This is a genomic window from Rhizobium sp. NPDC090275 (genome assembly GCF_044772225.1).
Classification (GTDB): Bacteria; Pseudomonadota; Alphaproteobacteria; order Rhizobiales; family Rhizobiaceae; genus Rhizobium.
This window is the reverse complement of the sequence record NZ_JBIVYL010000004.1, coordinates 406243-423475: the sequence shown is the minus strand read 5'-3', so window position 1 is coordinate 423475 and position 17233 is coordinate 406243. Positions and strand designations below refer to the sequence as shown.

Here is a 17233-nt window from a genome sequence, read left to right as displayed (position 1 = left end):
CAAGCTGTGGACAGGGAGTGGACGGCATCGCCAATCCGGGGGTTCACGCAAACTTATGCATTCTTTTGTCCAAACTCTGCCCCAGTGATGGTAGAAGAACGGCATTGATAGACGAATGCCCTTCACGGGTGTCACGACGATGTCCGACAGCAGCGGAGGGACAGTGACCAATCCATACGAGATTCTCGGTGTCCGCAGGGACGCGAGCGATGACCAGATCAAGTCGGCCTACCGCAGGCGCGCGAAGACGACGCATCCGGATTCCGGCGGCGATCCCAGTGCTTTCGGACGAGTGCAGAAAGCCTATGAACTGCTGCTCGATCCCGTTCGTCGCAAGGTGTTCGACGATACCGGCTATGACGTCGAGCTCGCCGATCCCGTCGATCTGCAGGCGCTGATCGTCATCGAGAAGCTCGTCAATGAGTTGACGCTGGACGAGCGCGAGCCGGGCACTTTCGATCCGCTCGCGCGCATGCGCGACGATCTCTCCGAGGACATGCGCAAGGCGCGGTTTTCCAAGCGCGAACTTGAGCGCCACGCCGCGCGTATCGAGCATCATCTGGAGCGCCTGGAAAAGCGCCCTTCGACCGATATTCTCGGCTCGATGCTGCGCGCCCGCGTCAAGGCGATCGCCTCTGCGATCAGCGAGACCGAGGCCAAGATCAAGGCCAGCGAGCGCGCCTGCGAGATGCTTTACGACTATGCCTATGAAGTGGACGTCAGCGAAAACGAAGACGGCCTCCTCACCGAAGAGGAAGCCGCTCCAACGATTGCCGCGCCACGGCGCGAAGATCGGCCGCTTTGGGTCGTGCCTGCTGCAGCCCAGGAGGGCTGAGGCAGGGGTTCAACTACATAGATCTCAGGCTGCGCGCTGTTCGGTGCCCTGGATAGCTGCAAGCTTCCAGTCGGTGCCGGATTTACGCACGAAGGTCCAGACCTCGGTGCTCTCGGTCGGCGAGCGCGTGTCGCCGCTCACCACCCGGCCGCCATCGCGCTCGATGACAGCATCGATGGACTGATAGCGCATGGCGAGCGTCGCGTAGTCGGAACCGTCTTCACGCCAGGCTTCGGCGACATCGCCCTGCAGCAGCTTGACGTCGCTGACCTGGTTGCGAACGCCGTTGGTGGCGTTCTCGCCCAGTTCCTCGGCGAGATAGGACATCGCTTCCGGCGTCGTCAGCTTGCGTAGCGTGCCGTAATCTTCAGCACCGTAAGCGGTCTGAACCTCGGTCAGGAGCTGCTCGAACCGGTCGAGGTCATCAGGCTTGATGCCGATTTCATCACTCGGCTGATCGTTGCGCGGCTGCTGCGGGGCGGCATTCGAGCCGCCGAGGCCAAAGCCGGCCGCGCCCGAGCCGATGCTCGGGATGCGGAAGGACGAGTTACCGTTCGATGCCATCGGGCTGACGCCGCTCGGACGCGCCGAGCCATAGGCGGGCTGCTGGCCGCGATTGGCGAAGAAGCGGACGGCGAGCATGATGGCGCCGGCGATCAGCGCGAACTGCAAGAGCATGCCGAGGAAGCCGAAGCCGCCGCCAAACCCGTGGCCGAGCAGCATGCCGAGCAAGCCGCCAGCAACCAGGCCGCCGATCATCGACCGGCCGAAGCCGCCAAACAGGCCACCACGCTGCTGAGCACCACCGAAGGCCGGCTGCGTCGCGGCGCCAGGCGCGTTGGTTTCAGGGCGCTGGCTCATCGAACGATCCATGGGAGCTGCAGGAGCTGGCGCTGTGCGGGTGACCGGCGGCGCCTGGAACGTGCGCGTGCCGCGGCTGCCGAAACCGGAGCTTCCTGCCCGCCGCGCATCCGCATCCCCGATGGACGCAAATACGGTAACGCCTGTCAGGGCGGCGATCGCCGCAACCTTGGCAAAACGCGAAACGGCACGAGGCATCTAAAGTCTCCTATATGGCAGCAATTGAGTTTCGCCTTCTTATATAGGTTTCTTTTTCCGCGTTTTAAGCTTTGCGTTGAATCTGGTTCAATTGTTTGTGTATTGGCCTACTGGCAGACGTCGACCCAGGTTGCCTTGGTCAGCTCCGCCAGGCGATCTGTTGCGATTCTGACGGCCGAATTCGTCGATCCCGCGGCGGGCACCACCACGTCGAACTGCTTGAGGGAGACGTCGCAATAGATGCGCAACGGCGACGGAAGCCCGAACGGGCAGACCCCGCCAACAGGATGGCTGGTCGCCTCGACGACCTCTTCGGCGTTCAGCAGCCGCGCCTTGGTGCCGAACGTGTCCTTGAACTTGCGATTGTCCAGCCGCGCCAGACCGCCGGCAACCACCAGAATCGGCGCGTCATCTAGCCGCAGGCAGATCGTCTTGGCGATCTGCGCCGGATCGACCCCATGCGCTTCAGCCGCCTGCGCGACGGTCGCGGAGCTCATCTCGGTTTCAATGATGTCGATATCGGGAGCAGATGCGCTGAGGAATGCGCGGACGGTCTCTAGGCTCATGGGCAACAATCATCCTTGATGAGAATATCGGAAAGCGTGTCACGCCAGCTCGGCCTGCGGCTGCCTTTGCGTGCTGGTCTCGATCAACCGCACATCGTTTTCAAGACAGAATTGCCGCACGGATGGAACCGGGCAGTGATCGGTAATGAAGGTGTGCACCTGTGAAAGCTGGGCAATCCTGACCGGCGCGGTGCGCTCGAACTTGGTGGAATCGGCGACCAGTATGACATGGCGGGCATTCGCGATGATCGCCTGCGCCACCTTCACCTCGCGGAAATCGTAATCGAGAAGCGCGCCGTCCTCATCGAGCGCGGAGGCGCCGATCACGGCATAATCAACCTTGAACTGCCGGATGAAATCGACCGCCGCCTCGCCTACGATGCCGCCATCGGCACTGCGCACGACGCCGCCTGCAATCACCACCTCGATGGCCGGCAGCAGCCTAAGCCGGTTGGCGACGTTGATGTTGTTGGTGATCACCATCAGCTCGTGGTGATTGATGAGGGCCTCGCCGACCGCCTCGGTCGTCGTGCCGATATTGATGAACAGCGACGCATTGTTGGGGATGAGGCTGGCAGCGGCGAGGCCGATGGCCTGCTTTTCGCTCGACGCGATCTGGCGCCGCGCCTCGTATTTGACGTTCTCGGTACCGCTCGGGAAGACCGCCCCGCCATGCACGCGGGTCAATATCTGGGCATCGCAAATGTCGTTGAGATCCTTGCGAATGGTCTGCGGCGTCACGGAGAAATGCGCTGCCAGGTCCTCGACGAATATCCGGCCTTTTGACTTGGCCATATCGACGATTTCGGTTTGACGGTCGCTCAGGAACATTGTGCGATTGCTTTCGCTTCAGTTTCGTTTTCTGCCAGAATATCCATAACAGAGCCGAAGCCGCCACGCAAAACGACGGTGGTGACTTTCATTTATGACAAAAATTCGCGGCGCGGGTCACTTTACTGTGTATCGACGCGCCGGTGGTACCGGGCTAGTGAAGCGCCGCGTCCCAGCCCTGCGGCGGACCACGCAATGCCTCCCAAGGCTCTTCCGCGATCGGCAGCTTGTCCGAGGACAAAGCACGGCCGATCGCGGTCGAAATTCCCCTCAAAACCACCCAGATACCGGCCCGGAGAAGAGCATCAGGCCTGAGGTAGACGCCGGCTCAGCGAGCGCGAAATATACTTCGCCTCACATCATTAAACTCTTGTAATAAATGACGAAAACGTAACCATTACCTAATCTATATTTAATTTGAAAATACAGTTCGGCCGGCAGATATGTATCTCACGCGTCTACTACTGGTGAAAGCCATCACGCGATCGAGCAACACATCCAAAGGACAGACATCATGTCAAACATCCTCAATCGCCGCCGGTCAGCAGCCCTTCTCGGTGCGGCAATCATCGTTGGCGCGGCATCGCTGCCCTATGCATTCGAAACGTCTTCGGCGGTAGCGTCGCCGGCGGCCGTCGCCACCTCCCCCAACGGCAGCGGCTCGTTCGCCGATGTCGTCGATGCCGACAAGCCGGCGGTCGTGACCATCGTCACGACGATGAAGGCATCGGGCGCCGACGGCGGCACCGACAATTCCGAGATGCAGCAGCAGTTCAAGCAGTTCTTCGAGCAGCAGGGCATTCCGGTCCCGCATCAGGCACCGCAATCGGGTGAACATGCGCAGGCCCTCGGCTCTGGCTTCATCGTAAGCCCTGACGGCTACATCGTCACCAACAACCACGTCATCGCCAACGCCACCGATATCAAGGTAACGCTCGACGACGGCACGGAACTGCCAGGCAAGCTGATCGGCGCCGACGCCAAGGCTGATCTGGCCGTGGTCAAGATCGAGGCCCCGAAGGCCCTGCCGACGATCGCCTGGGGCGATTCCGGCAAGCTGAAGCTCGGCGACCAGATTCTGGCGATCGGCAACCCCTTCGGCATCGGCACGACCGTGACGGCCGGCATCGTCTCGGCACGCGGCCGGGATCTGCACAGCGGCCCTTATGACGACTTCATCCAGATCGATGCGCCGATCAACCACGGCAATTCGGGTGGCCCGCTCGTCGATCGCGACGGTCATGTCGTCGGCATCAACACCGCCATCTATTCTCCGAACGGCGGCAGCGTCGGCGTCGGCTTCGCGATCCCATCCGATGAAGCCAAGACGATCGTCGCCAAGCTGCAGAAGAACGGCTCCATCGAGCACGGCTATCTCGGCGTTCAGATCCAGGGCGTTACCCAGGATGTCGCCGATGCGATCGGCCTTGCCAAGCCGCAAGGCGCGCTGGTTGCCGACGTCTCGGAAGGCTCGCCCGCGGCCAAGGCTGGCCTCAAGGCCGGTGACGTTGTCACCAACGTCGGAAGTGACAGCGTGGCATCGCCGAAGGATCTCTCGCGCCTCGTGGCCGACCTCTCGCCCGGCGACAAGCAGACCGTGACGGTCTGGCGCGGCGGCAAGAGCGTCGACTTGAAGGTCGCGATCGGCGGTGGCGACGACGGACAGCAGCTCGCAAGTGCCGGCGGCACTGAAAAGCATGCGCAGAGCGGACCGAGGATCGGCGTCGCACTTGCCGACCTCACCCCGGATATCCGCGCGCAGCTTGGCCTGTCGCAGAAGGTGGAAGGCGCTGTCATCGCCAACGTGGCGCCGGACAAGCCCGCTGCAAAGGCCGGCCTGCAGACCGGAGACATCATCCTGTCGGTGAACGACAAGACCGTTCACGACGCGAGCGAAGCTAAGAACGCGGTGGCGGATGCAGCAAAGACCGAGAAGAAGTCCGTGCTGCTCCTCGTACAGCGAGGCGGCAACAAGACCTTCGTGGCTGTTCCCTTCGCTGCGGCCTAGCGTTCGGAAGGACCGGCGCCACCACACGCCGGTCCTTTTATTCATTGATATAGCACCACCAGAAGCCGGGCGGCCTTCCGCCTGGCTTATTGCACGCCGAAGACACCGACGAAGTTCCTCATGCGCTCAGTCGCCAATTCCGGCCGATCGAGCACGCTTGCGTTGTCGGCCAGGCGGAAGATATCCGCATAGTGATTGATGCCGCGTGCCGATTGCATGCCGGCGGGCAGGCTGAAGTGGCTCTGGTGGCCGTTCAGCCAGGCCAAGAAGACCACGCCCGCCTTGTAATATTGCGTCGGCGCCTCGAAGATCTTGCGCGACAGCGGCACCGTCGGCTCGATCACCGAGCGGAATGTCGTGGTATCGCCCGTAGCCAGCGACGCGAGCGCCTTGGAGGCCGATGGCGCCACGGCGTCGAAAATGCCGAGAAGCGCGTGGCTGTAGCGCTTGCCATCACCCTCGATCAGTTCCGCGTAATTGAAATCGTCACCGGTGAAACACATGACGCCCTCGGGAAGCCGGTCGCGAAGCTGCACTTCCTTGGCGTTGTCGAGCAACGAGATCTTGATGCCTTCGACCTTGCTCCGGTTTTCCCTGATGATATCAAGCGCGCACGCAAGCGCCGGCTCGAAATCAGCGCTTCCCCAATAGCCGGCAAGGTTGGGATCGAACATGTCGCCCAGCCAATGAAGGACGACCTTGTCCTTCGCCTGCGAGAGAATGCGGCTATAGACCTTGATGTAATCGTCGGGCGATTTGGCGACGCGGGCAAGCGCGCGGCTCGCCATCATGATGGCGCGGCCACCGTGCTTTTCCACGAATTCGATCTGCGTTTCGTAGGCCCTGATCACGTCATCCAGCGAGCGCGCATCGGCAGCCGCGAGATGGTCCGTACCGGCGCCGCAGGCAAGATCGGCGCCCTCGACATGGCGCGCCTCTTCCAGCGAACGGCGAATGAGCTCCTGCGCGCCTGCCCAATCGAGCCCCATCCCGCGCTGCGAGGTGTCCATGGCTTCGGCAATCTTGAAACCCAGGCTCCAGAGATGGCGCCTGAAAGCGATCGTCGTATCCCAGTCGATCGCCGGCTTGCCCCAGGGGTCCAAATCCCGGCGCGGATCGGAAACGACGTGGGCCGCGGCGTAGGCAATCCGATTGAATACCGGTGGCTTGGACGGCCGCTCGATCGGGGTTCCGACAAGGCGATATTCGCGAACGGCACCATCGGCGTCAGGCAGATTCAAGGTCAAGCTCATGGGGTCCTCCTCAAGACGTGGACAATGCAATAATTTGGATCGTTCCAAATTGCAAGCCTGTTTTCGACATCAAAAGCAAGGCGCCACTTACCGCTTTCGACACGAAACTCAGCAAAGAAATTGATTATTTTGCGCCATTTTGCACCGCAACAGATGCTTTTCGGTGAATTCGCCCACATGCATCGGCGCCACCCGATTAACTCCGCTTGACAAAGTTGGAACGTTCCAATTATTAACAGTGGAAATTGGCGCAGACCAAGGGAGGACATTCATGGGCAAGGGACGGGTCACCGTCATCGACATCGCGAAAGCTGCCGGCGTTTCCAAGTCGACAGTTTCGCTGGTGCTGCAAGCCTCGCCCCTGGTGAATGAGAGCACCCGCACGAAGGTCAACGCCGTGATGCGGGAGCTGGGCTATGTCTATAATCGCGGCGCGGCGAACCTACGCCAGGCGAATGCGCGATCAAAGATCATCGGCATTGTCGTCAACGATCTGACCAACAGCTTCTTCGCCGAACTCGCCGTGGGCGTGGACACGGTGGTGCAGTCGGCCGGCTTCGTGCAGTTCCTGTCCAACACCAGCGAAAGCATCGATCGCCAGCGCGAGGTCATCGCCTCGATGCGCGAGCATGGCGTCTCGGGCCTGATCATCTCGCCGGCGCGCGGCACCGAAGCGATTGATCTGAAGCCGCTTGTCATGGCCGGCATTCCCGTCGTGCTCGTCGTGCGCAACATCCCCGGCGCCAAGGTCTCATCGCTCGTCTCCGATAACCATGCCGGCACCTTTGCCGCCGTCGAACATCTGGCCGCACTCGGCCACAGCCGTATCGCCTTCGTGGGCGGCTTTCCCGACACCGCCGTCTTCGACGAGCGCCTGGGCGGCTATCGGGACGCCATGTCGAAAACCGGCACCGGCTTCCAAGAAGAGCTGGTCGTCTCTTCCGCGCCATCGCGCGCCGGCGGTGTCGATGCGCTGGCCCGCGCCATGGCCATGCCCGAGCCCCCGACGGCCGCCGTCTGCTTCAACGACGCGGTGGCCTTCGGGGTCTGTGACGGGCTGAGAGCGCGCCGCATCGAGCCCGGCAAGGACTTCGCGGTCGTCGGCTTCGACGATGTGATCGAGGCGAAGACCACGGTGCCGGCACTGACCACCATCTCGGTCGATCCGCAGGGGATCGGCCAACGCGCAGCACAGATGCTGCTGAAGCAGATCAACGCCGGAAAACCGGAAGCGGAATCGGCCGTGAGCTCGGTGCGCCTGATCGTGCGCGAAAGCTGCGGCGCGGCGATGAACAAGCCTGGGAGGAAAATGGCATGACGGTTCGTTGGGGTCTCATCGGCGCGAGTACGATCGCGCGCGAATGGGTGATCGGAGCAATTCGCGCCACCGGCGGCGAGGTCGTCTCCGTCATGAGCACCAGCCCGGAGCGCGCCCGCTCCTACGCCGCCGAAAATAACATCGGCAAGCATGTCTCCGATCTCGACGCTCTGCTCTCCGACCCCGATATCGATGCCGTCTACATCTCGACCACCAACGAGTTGCACTGCGCCCAGGCGATCGCTGCCGCGCGTGCGGGCAAGCACATCCTCTGCGAAAAGCCGCTGGCCCTTTCTCTCGATGACGCCCACGCAATGGCGAAGGCCGCCGATGAGGCAGGTGTCGTTCTCGCCACCAATCACCACCTGCGCAATGCCTCGACCCACACCGCGATGCGTGACGCGATCGCGGCCGGCAAGGTCGGAAAGCCGCTCTCGGCTCGCGTGTTCCACGCCGTCTACCTGCCACCGCATCTGCAAGGCTGGCGGCTCGACAAGCCGCAGGCCGGCGGCGGTGTCATTCTCGACATCACCGTTCATGACACGGACACGCTCCGCTACGTGCTCGGACGAAACCCGGTCGAGGTGATCGCGTTCTCGCAGGCCGGCGGCATGGGCAAGGAAGGTCTGGAAGACGCCGTCATGGGCGTCATGCGCTTCGAGGATGATATCATCGCCCAATTCCACGACGGCTTCACCACGAAATACGCCGAGACCGGTTTCGAGGTGCACGGCACCGAGGGATCGCTGATCGGTCGCAATGTCATGACCCAGCGGCCGGATGGCACGGTGACCTTGCGGACTGCCGAAGGCGAGCAGTCTCTGCCGGTTAGCGGCGGCAATCTATACGAGACCGCGCTCACCGCGTTTCACGCCGCCGTCGCCCGCAACGGCAGGCCGTCGGCAACAGCCAAGGATGGCATCTGGTCGCTCGCGACGGGCCTTGCGGTCGCGCAAGCCGCGCGCACCGGTACTGCGGTGCCGGTCAAGACAGGACTCTGACACAGATGAGCAAGCACATCACCCCATCGCAAGCCGCTGACCTGATCCCCGATGGCGCCGTCGTTTCGGTCTCCTCGTCCAGCGGCCTCGGCTGCCCCGACCTGATGCTGAAAGCGATCGGCGAGCGCTTCGAAGCAACAGGCCATCCGCGCGATATCACCACGCTGCACCCGATCGCCGCCGGCGACATGAGCGGCATCAAGGGCATCGACCACATCGCGCGCAAGGGTCTCCTGAAGCGGATCATCGGCGGCTCCTACCCTTCCGGCCCGTCAACCGCCGAGCCGCCGCTGATTTGGCAGATGATATCAGGCAACGAGATCCCGGCCTACAACATACCGTCCGGCGTGATGTTCGACATGCACCGCGAGGCGGCCGCCAAGCGACCCGGCGTTCTGACGAAAGTCGGAATGGACACGTTCGTGGACCCGAAGCGCCAGGGCTGCGCGATGAACGCCGCCGCTCAGGAAACGCCCGTGGTCAAGCGCGTCTCCTTCGAGGGAGACGACTGGCTGTATTTCCCGGCGATCACGCCCGATGTCACGATCGTCAGGGCGACGACGGCCGACGAGCACGGCAACCTGACCTATGAGCACGAAGGCGCCTATCTCGGCGGGCTCGACCAGGCGCTCGCGGCGCGCAACAATGGCGGCATCGTCATCGCGCAGGTCAAGCGCATCACCAAGCAGGGCTCGCTGAAGCCGCATGACGTGCGCGTACCGGGCATGCTGGTGGATTACGTCATCGTCGATCCCGAACAGAAGCAGACGACGCAGACGCTCTACGACCCGGCGATTTCAGGCGAGATCTTCCGCCCGCTAGATACGTTCCGTGTGCCCGAATTCAACATCCAGAAGGTGATCGCGCGTCGCGTCGCGCAGGAACTGCAGGCCAATAGCTGCGTCAATCTCGGCTTCGGCATCTCGGCGAATGTACCACGGATCCTGATGGAAGAGGGTCAGCACGGGGCCGTCACCTGGGTGATCGAGCAAGGCGCGGTCGGTGGCGTTCCACTGCTCGACTTCGCCTTCGGCTGCGCCTCCAACGCCGACGCGTACATGCCATCGCCCTACCAGTTCACCTATTTCCAGGGTGGCGGCTTCGATGCGTCGCTCCTGTCCTTCCTTGAGATCGGCCGGGATGGCTCGGTCAACGTCTCCAAGCTCTCCTTCCGCCCGCATGTGACGGCTGGAGCCGGCGGCTTCGTCGATATCACCGCGCGTGCACGCAAGATCGTCTTCTCCGGCATGTTCAATGCCGGCGCAAAGCTCGGCATCGCCGACGGCAAGCTCGTGATCGAGAAGGAAGGCAAGCTGAAGAAGCTGGTCAACGAGGTCGAGCACGTGACCTTCTCCGGCCGCCGGGCGATCGAGCAGGGACAGGACATCACCTATGTGACCGAGCGTTGCGTGATGAAACTCACCCCCGACGGGATCGTCCTCACCGAAATCGCACCCGGGATCGACCTGCAGACGCATATTCTGGATCAGTCGGAATTCCCGCTCTTGGTCGCCAAGGACCTCAAGGTGATGGACGCCAGGCTGTTTGCGGAAGAGCCGATCGGATTGTCGCTTCCGGTAAAAAGCGCGCGGGTTCTGGAGGGCACCTTCCATGACTAGCGGAACCGTGCGCGTCGATATCGACGGCTCTCTCGCCATCATGACCGTATCGCGGCCCGAGAAGCTGAACGCGCTCGACCTCGACATGCTGAAGGCTCTGTCGGAAGCCGCCGACGCGGTGGAAGCCAATCCGGATGTGCATGTCGCGATCCTCACCGGCGAAGGCAAGGCCTTCTCGGCAGGTGGAGACATCAAGGCCTGGGGGCATATGGCGCCGCAGGAGTTCGGGCATGCCTGGGTCCGCTACGGCCATCGTGTCTTCGAGCGGCTCGCCACGCTTCGCGTTCCCCTGATCGCGGCGCTGAACGGACACGCGCTCGGCGGCGGGCTGGAGCTTGCCGGCCTTGCCGATATCAGGATCGCCGAAGAGCAGATCAAGATCGGCCTTCCGGAAACGGGCCTCGGCATGATCCCCGGCTGGTCGGGCACGCAGCGCCTCGTCAAGCGGTTCGGCGCGCAGATAGTGCGCAGGATGGCGTTGGGCGGCGAGATCTTCACCGCCGAGGAAGCCCGCCAGCTCGGCATGGTCGATATGGTCGTCGCCACCGGCACCGCTGTCGACGCGGCAAAAGACTACGCACGCCGCGTCGCGACACGCGGACCCGCCGCACTCGAGATCACCAAGCTGATGATCGCGTCGGCCAATGGCGAGGACAACGGCACGGCGGTTGAGGCGCTCGGCTCGATCCTGGTCGCCAAAACCGGCGACCTCAAGGAAGGCGTTACCGCATTCAGCGAGAAACGCCCGGCACAGTTCAAGGGAGAATGGTAATGACGGTTCTGGTCAACCCGAAGGCGCTTGCCAATCAGACGGTTCGCGACTTCAAGATGCTGATCGACGGCAAATGGATCTCCCGCAATGCCGCGCCGATCGAGCGGATCGCGCCGAGCCACGGCGTCGTCGTCAGCCGATTTCAGGCAGGTTCCAAGGCCGACGCCGAGCGCGCGATTGCCGCTGCCCGCAAGGCGTTCGACACCGGCCCCTGGCCGCGCATGACGGCATCGGAGCGCTCCGCCATCCTGCTCAAGGCCGCCGATCTCATTGCCGCCAGGGCCGATGAACTCGCCTATCTCGACGCGATCGAAGCCGGCAAGCCGATTAGCCAGGTCAAGGGCGAGATCGCAGGATCGGTCGATATCTGGCGCTATGCCGCCGCCCTTGCCCGCGACCTGCATGGCGAAAGCTACAATACGCTCGGCGACGGCACACTGGGTGTCGTGCTGCGCGAGGCGATTGGTGTTGTCTCGATCATCACGCCGTGGAATTTCCCCTTCCTGATCGTCGGCCAGAAACTGCCCTTCGCGCTTGCGGCAGGCTGCACCTGCGTGGTCAAGCCATCGGAACTGACCTCGGGTTCGACGATCGTGCTCGGCGAAATCCTGCAGGAAGCCGGCGTTCCCGATGGCGTCGTCAATATCGTGACCGGAACGGGCGCCGAGGTCGGCGCGATCATGACCTCACATCCCGACGTCGATATGGTTTCGTTCACCGGCTCGACAGGTGTTGGTAAGCTGACAATGACCAATGCAGCGCAAACGCTGAAGAAGGTATCGCTGGAGCTCGGCGGCAAGAACCCGCAGATCGTCTTCCCGGATGCGGACCTCGACGCCTTCATCGACGCGGCCGTGTTCGGCGCCTATTTCAACGCCGGCGAATGCTGCAATGCAGGCTCCCGGCTGATCCTGCACAAGTCCATCGCCAGCGATATCGTGGCACGCGTGGCGGCGCTCGCCAAGCATGTGAAAGTCGGCGATCCCCTCGACCCGACGACCCAGGTCGGCGCGATCATCACGCCGCAGCACTTCGACAAGATCGCCGGCTACGTCGCGGCGGCAAGGAGTGCCGGCGCTGAAATCGCCCATGGCGGTGAAGCGCTTGATCTGGGCATGGGCCAGTTCATGGCACCGACCATTCTCTCTCAGGTCACGCCGGGGATGACGGTCGCGCGCGAGGAGGTGTTCGGCCCCGTTCTCTCGGTCCTCACCTTCGAGACCACCGAGGAGGCGATCGAGATCGCCAATTCCATCGATTACGGCCTCTCGGCCGGCGTCTGGAGCAAGGATTTCGATACATGCCTGACGATCGGGCGTAGAGTACGCGCGGGAACCGTCTGGATGAACACTTTCATGGACGGCGCATCGGAGCTGCCGTTCGGGGGATGCAAGCAGTCCGGTCTCGGACGAGAACTCGGCCGCCATGCGGTTGAGGATTACACCGAGACGAAGACGCTCAACATGCATATCGGCAGCCGCACCAACTGGTGGATGCCAAGGAACTGACAGCCGGCGGGGAGCCGGTCTGCAGAAACCACGCTCGAGGAGGGCGGGGGATACGGAACGAGAATGGGTCTCGTTTCGCGAACTTGAAAACGGGAGGTTTTCAAATGCGCAGATTTCTAACGGCGACCGCCGTGGTCGCATTGGCAGTGGGTGCCGTGGGTGGTTTGGCCCGCGCTGCCGATGTCAAGGAAGTGCAGATGCTGCATTGGTGGACGTCGGGTGGCGAAGCCGCCGCGCTCAACGTGCTGAAGGGCGACCTGGCGAAGGAAGGCTACGCGTGGAAAGACGTGCCCGTCGCCGGCGGCGGTGGCGACGCCGCGATGACCGCGCTGAAGGCGATGGTTGCGGCAGGCACCTACCCGACCGCTTCGCAGATGCTCGGCTACACCGTTCTCGACTACGCGCAAGCCGGTGTGATGGGCGATCTCACCGAAACGGCGAAGAAGGAAGGCTGGGACAAGTCTGTTCCGGCAGCGCTGCAGAAGTTCTCCGTCTATGACGGCAAGTGGGTCGCAGCTCCAGTCAACGTTCACTCCGTCAACTGGCTCTGGATCAACAAGGCCGTGATGGACAAGATCGGCGGCACGCAGCCGAAGACCTTCGAAGACCTCGTTGCCCTGCTCGACAAGGCGAAGGCCGCCGGCGTCACGCCACTCGCCCTTGGTGGTCAGAACTGGCAGGAAGCCACCATGTTCGACAGCGTCGTGCTGTCGACCGGCGGACCGGAATTCTACAAGAAGGCCTTCAACGAACTCGATGAGGAGTCGCTGAAGTCCGACACGATGAAGAAGTCCTTCGACAACCTGGCCACGCTGATCAAGTATGTCGATCCGAACTTCTCCGGCCGCGACTGGAACCTTGCGACCGCCATGGTCATCAAGGGTGATGCGCTGGTGCAGGTCATGGGTGACTGGGCCAAGGGCGAATTCGTCGCCGCCAAAAAGAAGCCGGACACCGACTTCCTTTGCTACCGCTTCCCCGGCACCGACGGCAGCGTGATCTACAACTCCGATATGTTCGGTATGTTCAACGTTCCCGAAGACCGCAAGGCCGCCCAGGTGGCGCTTGCGACGGCAACGCTGTCGAAGAGCTTCCAGTCGGCCTTCAACGTCGTCAAGGGCTCGGTTCCGGCCCGTACCGACGTGCCGGACACCGACTTCGACGCCTGCGGCAAGAAGGGCATCGCCGACCTGAAGGCAGCCAACGAAGGCGGCACACTGTTCGGCTCGCTGGCACAGGGTTATGGCGCGCCTCCGGCCGTTGCCAACGCCTACAAGGACGTCGTCTCGAAGTTCGTTCACGGCCAGATCAAGACCTCCGACCAGGCTGTCGAGGAACTCGTGAAGGCAATCGACGACGCCAAGTAATCGGCTCCAAGCATGGTCTTCCCCGCCTCAGATGGCGGGGAAGATGTCGACTGCCAACGTCACCCTTGGGAGGGGGATGAATGTTATGAGCACTATCGCTACCACCAAACCAGAAGTCACAGCGCAGCGCGGAACCTCGTTTTCCTTGCGCGGCTGGCTGCAGGACGCGCTGCCGAAAATCGTGCTCGCGCCAAGCTTCGCCATCACGCTGGTCTTCGTCTACGGATTCATCCTCTGGACGGTCTATCTGTCCTTCACCAATTCAAAGACCTTTCCGTCCTACGCGCTGACCGGGCCTCGCGCCTATCAACGGCTCTGGCGCTGGACTTTCGAGAGCGATCCGCCGTCGTCCTGGTACACGTCGATCACCAATATGGGGATCTTCGGCTTCCTTTATATCGCGATCTGCCTGGGCCTCGGGCTGCTGCTTGCCATCCTGCTCGACCAGAAGATCCGTGGCGAAGGCATTCTGCGGCCGATCTTCCTCTATCCGATGGCGCTCTCCTTCATCGTGACAGGCGTTGCCTGGAAATGGTTCCTCGATCCGGGCCTTGGCCTGGAACAGACGCTGCATCATTTCGGCTGGACGAGCTTTCACTTCGACTGGATCAAGAACAAGGACTTCGTGATCTACACCGTCGTCATCGCCGGCGTCTGGCAGGCCTCGGGCTTCGTCATGGCAATGTTTCTGGCGGGCCTTCGCGGCATCGACAGCGAGATCATGAAGGCGGCGCAGATCGATGGCGCCTCGACGGTGCAACTCTATCGCCGCATCATCATTCCGCTTCTCCGCCCCGTTTTTCTCTCGGCCTTCATCGTGCTCGCGCATATGGCGATCAAGTCCTACGACCTTGTGGTCGCGCTGACCTCGGGCGGCCCCGGCGGCTCCGCCTGGCTGCCGTCCAACTTCATGTACGAATACACCTTCAAGCGCAACGAAATGGCCGTCGGCTCGGCCAGCGCCGTGATCATGCTGATGACCATCTCGGCGATCATCATTCCCTATCTCTATTCGGAACTGCGGGAGAAATCGCGATGAGCACGATCACATCGGATGCCTCCAGCATGGCACGCATGCGGCTGTTCAACCGCATCTTCATCTACGGCGTACTGGCGATCTTCGCGATCATCTACCTGATGCCGCTCTTCGTCATGCTCGTCACCTCGTTCAAGACGATGGACGAGATCCAGAACGGCAACATGCTGTCGCTACCGGCGGCGCCGACGCTGGAGCCCTGGTTCAAGGCCTGGGGCGAGACCTGCGTCGGCCTCACCTGCGCCGGCATCAAGGGCTACTTCTGGAACTCGATCAAGATGGTCGTCCCCGCCGTCGCGATCTCGACCATCCTCGGCGCGCTCAACGGCTACGTGCTCACCAAGTGGCGCTTCCCCGGCCACACGCTGGTCTTCGGCCTGATGCTCTTTGCCTGCTTCATTCCGTTCCAGTCGGTGTTGCTGCCGATGGCGACCATTCTCGGCAGCCTCGGCCGCTTCGGCAACACGCTCACCAACGAGATCGGCATGTCGCTCGGCTTCGGCAATCCGACGGTCAACCTCGTCATCGTCCACGTCGTCTACGGTCTCGGCTTCACGACGCTCTTCTTCCGCAACTACTACGAAGCGTTTCCGACGGAATTGGTGCGCGCGGCGCAGGTGGATGGCGCGAGCTTCTTCCAGATCTTCCGCCGCATCATGCTGCCGAACTCGCTGCCGATCATCGTCGTGACCGTCATCTACCAGTTCACCAACATCTGGAACGACTTCCTGTTCGCATCCGCCTATGCGGGAACCGGCGAGTCCATGCCGATGACGGTGGCGCTGAACAACGTCGTCAACACCTCGACCGGTGTTGTCGAATACAATGTCAACATGGCCGCCGCGATGATCGCCGCCATGCCCACGCTTCTCGTTTACATCCTCGCCGGCCGCTACTTCGTTCGCGGTCTGATGGCGGGCGCGGTCAAAGGATAATCCCATGGCTTTTCTCGAAATCTCAGGCCTCAGAAAGCGTTTCGGCGCACTGGAAATCCTCAAGGGCATCGATCTTGAGCTGGAGAAGGGCGGCTTCCTGGTGCTGGTCGGCCCGTCCGGCTGCGGCAAGTCCACGCTGCTCAACACCATCGCCGGGCTTGAGGCCATCACCGAGGGCGACATCAGCGTCGATGGCCGCAGCATTTCCGATCTGCATCCATCCAAGCGCGATATCGCCATGGTGTTCCAGAGCTACGCGCTCTATCCGAACATGACGGTCGCGGGAAACATCTCCTTCGGCATGGAGATGCGCGGTGTGCCGGCCGACGAGCGAAAGGCTGCGATCGACAAGGTGGCCAAGGTGCTGCAGATCGGCCATCTGCTGGACCGCAAGCCGAGCCAGCTTTCCGGCGGCCAGCGGCAGCGCGTCGCCATGGGCCGTGCGCTGGTGCGCGATCCCAAGCTCTTCCTGTTCGACGAGCCGCTCTCAAACCTCGACGCCAAGCTGCGCGTCGACATGCGCATCGAGATCAAGCGCCTGCACCAGGCGACCGGCAAGACGATCGTCTACGTCACGCACGACCAGATCGAGGCGATGACGCTCGCAACCAAGATCGCCGTGATGAAGGACGGCGAGGTGCAGCAGTTCGGCACGCCAGCCGAGATCTACAACAACCCCGCAAACATGTTCGTCGCCGACTTCATGGGCTCTCCGGCCATGAACCTCTTGTCCGGCACCATCGAACAGGGCGCGACGGGGCTCTCCGTCTCACTCGCCCGTCCGAGCGGCGAGCCGATCCGCCTGCCGATCGCGCCGGGCCGCGAAGCGCTGCAGGCGCATGCCGGCCGACAGATCGTCTTCGGCATCCGGCCGGAAGCGCTGACCGACCCCGATGGCGCCGACCGCAACGCGCGAACGCTTGCCGAGGGCGATTGCCTCATCGACGTCGTCGAGCCGGCTGGATCCGACACCTTCGCGGTGACGAAACTGGGCGGTAAGGAGGTCGTTGCGCGACTGCGCGCCGATGCACGCATTCAGCCCGGCCAGAACGCGCGGCTGGCATTCAACCTCGACAAGGTGGTCTTCTTCGACCCGCAGAGCCAGGCGCGGATCGCGTGATCTGA

Annotated in this window: 15 protein-coding genes; 11 read left to right on the top strand and 4 right to left on the bottom strand. The window is 62.5% G+C overall.

Going from position 1 to position 17233, the window contains the following annotated elements:
• The first annotated feature begins 163 nt into the window (after positions 1–163).
• On the top strand, positions 164–835 hold the full coding sequence (locus tag ACIQUB_RS13115) for a J domain-containing protein (protein ID WP_112436634.1): 672 nt from the start codon (positions 164–166) through the stop codon (positions 833–835).
• A gap of 24 nt (positions 836–859) precedes the next feature.
• Here ACIQUB_RS13115 and ACIQUB_RS13110 read toward each other — a convergent pair whose 3' ends face one another.
• From ACIQUB_RS13110 to ACIQUB_RS13100, 3 genes are all read right to left on the bottom strand, one after another.
• Positions 860–1894, bottom strand: a complete 1035-nt coding sequence (locus tag ACIQUB_RS13110) for a Tim44-like domain-containing protein (protein ID WP_402930049.1) — start codon at positions 1892–1894, stop codon at positions 860–862.
• 107 nt (positions 1895–2001) lie between these two features.
• Positions 2002–2460: a YbaK/EbsC family protein gene (locus tag ACIQUB_RS13105; RefSeq protein ID WP_112436572.1), complete on the bottom strand. Its 459-nt coding sequence runs from the start codon at positions 2458–2460 to the stop codon at positions 2002–2004.
• A gap of 39 nt (positions 2461–2499) precedes the next feature.
• The gene (locus tag ACIQUB_RS13100) at positions 2500–3291 is read right to left on the bottom strand and encodes a DeoR/GlpR family DNA-binding transcription regulator (protein WP_113236019.1); all 792 of its coding nucleotides are present in this window, start codon (positions 3289–3291) and stop codon (positions 2500–2502) included.
• Between the two features lie 514 nt (positions 3292–3805).
• Between ACIQUB_RS13100 and ACIQUB_RS13095 the strand changes: the two genes are divergently transcribed.
• Positions 3806–5299, top strand: coding sequence for a Do family serine endopeptidase (locus ACIQUB_RS13095; protein ID WP_402930046.1), 1494 nt, complete (start codon positions 3806–3808; stop codon positions 5297–5299).
• An 86-nt stretch (positions 5300–5385) separates the two neighbouring features.
• Here the strand turns inward: ACIQUB_RS13095 and ACIQUB_RS13090 are convergent, their stop codons facing one another.
• A complete protein-coding gene (locus ACIQUB_RS13090) occupies positions 5386–6552 on the bottom strand; it encodes a dihydrodipicolinate synthase family protein (RefSeq protein ID WP_402930044.1) in 1167 nt (388 codons plus the stop codon).
• A gap of 271 nt (positions 6553–6823) precedes the next feature.
• On the opposite strand from ACIQUB_RS13090, the gene ACIQUB_RS13085 reads away from it, so the two are divergent.
• From ACIQUB_RS13085 to ACIQUB_RS13045, 9 genes are all read left to right on the top strand, one after another.
• Positions 6824–7870 (top strand): LacI family DNA-binding transcriptional regulator, encoded by a 1047-nt coding sequence (locus ACIQUB_RS13085; RefSeq protein WP_209193285.1) that lies wholly within the window; start codon positions 6824–6826, stop codon positions 7868–7870.
• The gene (locus ACIQUB_RS13080) at positions 7867–8871 is read left to right on the top strand and encodes a Gfo/Idh/MocA family protein (protein ID WP_402930042.1); all 1005 of its coding nucleotides are present in this window, start codon (positions 7867–7869) and stop codon (positions 8869–8871) included. The genes ACIQUB_RS13085 and ACIQUB_RS13080 overlap by 4 nt, the downstream gene beginning before the upstream one ends.
• A 5-nt stretch (positions 8872–8876) precedes the next feature.
• Positions 8877–10490: an acyl CoA:acetate/3-ketoacid CoA transferase gene (locus ACIQUB_RS13075; RefSeq protein WP_402930040.1), complete on the top strand. Its 1614-nt coding sequence runs from the start codon at positions 8877–8879 to the stop codon at positions 10488–10490.
• Positions 10483–11262 carry an enoyl-CoA hydratase/isomerase family protein gene (locus tag ACIQUB_RS13070; RefSeq protein ID WP_402930038.1) on the top strand — a complete coding sequence of 260 codons (780 nt, stop codon included), beginning with the start codon at positions 10483–10485 and terminating at the stop codon, positions 11260–11262. Before ACIQUB_RS13075 ends, ACIQUB_RS13070 begins: the two co-directional genes overlap by 8 nt.
• Positions 11262–12770 (top strand): aldehyde dehydrogenase family protein, encoded by a 1509-nt coding sequence (locus ACIQUB_RS13065; protein WP_402930037.1) that lies wholly within the window; start codon positions 11262–11264, stop codon positions 12768–12770. The genes ACIQUB_RS13070 and ACIQUB_RS13065 overlap by 1 nt, the downstream gene beginning before the upstream one ends.
• Positions 12771–12874: 104 nt before the next feature.
• Positions 12875–14137: an ABC transporter substrate-binding protein gene (locus ACIQUB_RS13060; protein ID WP_402930035.1), complete on the top strand. Its 1263-nt coding sequence runs from the start codon at positions 12875–12877 to the stop codon at positions 14135–14137.
• Between the two features lie 85 nt (positions 14138–14222).
• Positions 14223–15176: a carbohydrate ABC transporter permease gene (locus ACIQUB_RS13055; RefSeq protein ID WP_112436635.1), complete on the top strand. Its 954-nt coding sequence runs from the start codon at positions 14223–14225 to the stop codon at positions 15174–15176.
• Complete coding sequence (locus tag ACIQUB_RS13050; RefSeq protein ID WP_402930033.1) at positions 15173–16108, top strand: carbohydrate ABC transporter permease; 936 nt, start codon at positions 15173–15175, stop codon at positions 16106–16108. Before ACIQUB_RS13055 ends, ACIQUB_RS13050 begins: the two co-directional genes overlap by 4 nt.
• A gap of 4 nt (positions 16109–16112) precedes the next feature.
• A complete protein-coding gene (locus tag ACIQUB_RS13045) occupies positions 16113–17228 on the top strand; it encodes an ABC transporter ATP-binding protein (protein ID WP_112436582.1) in 1116 nt (371 codons plus the stop codon).
• The last annotated feature ends 5 nt before the right edge of the window (positions 17229–17233 follow it).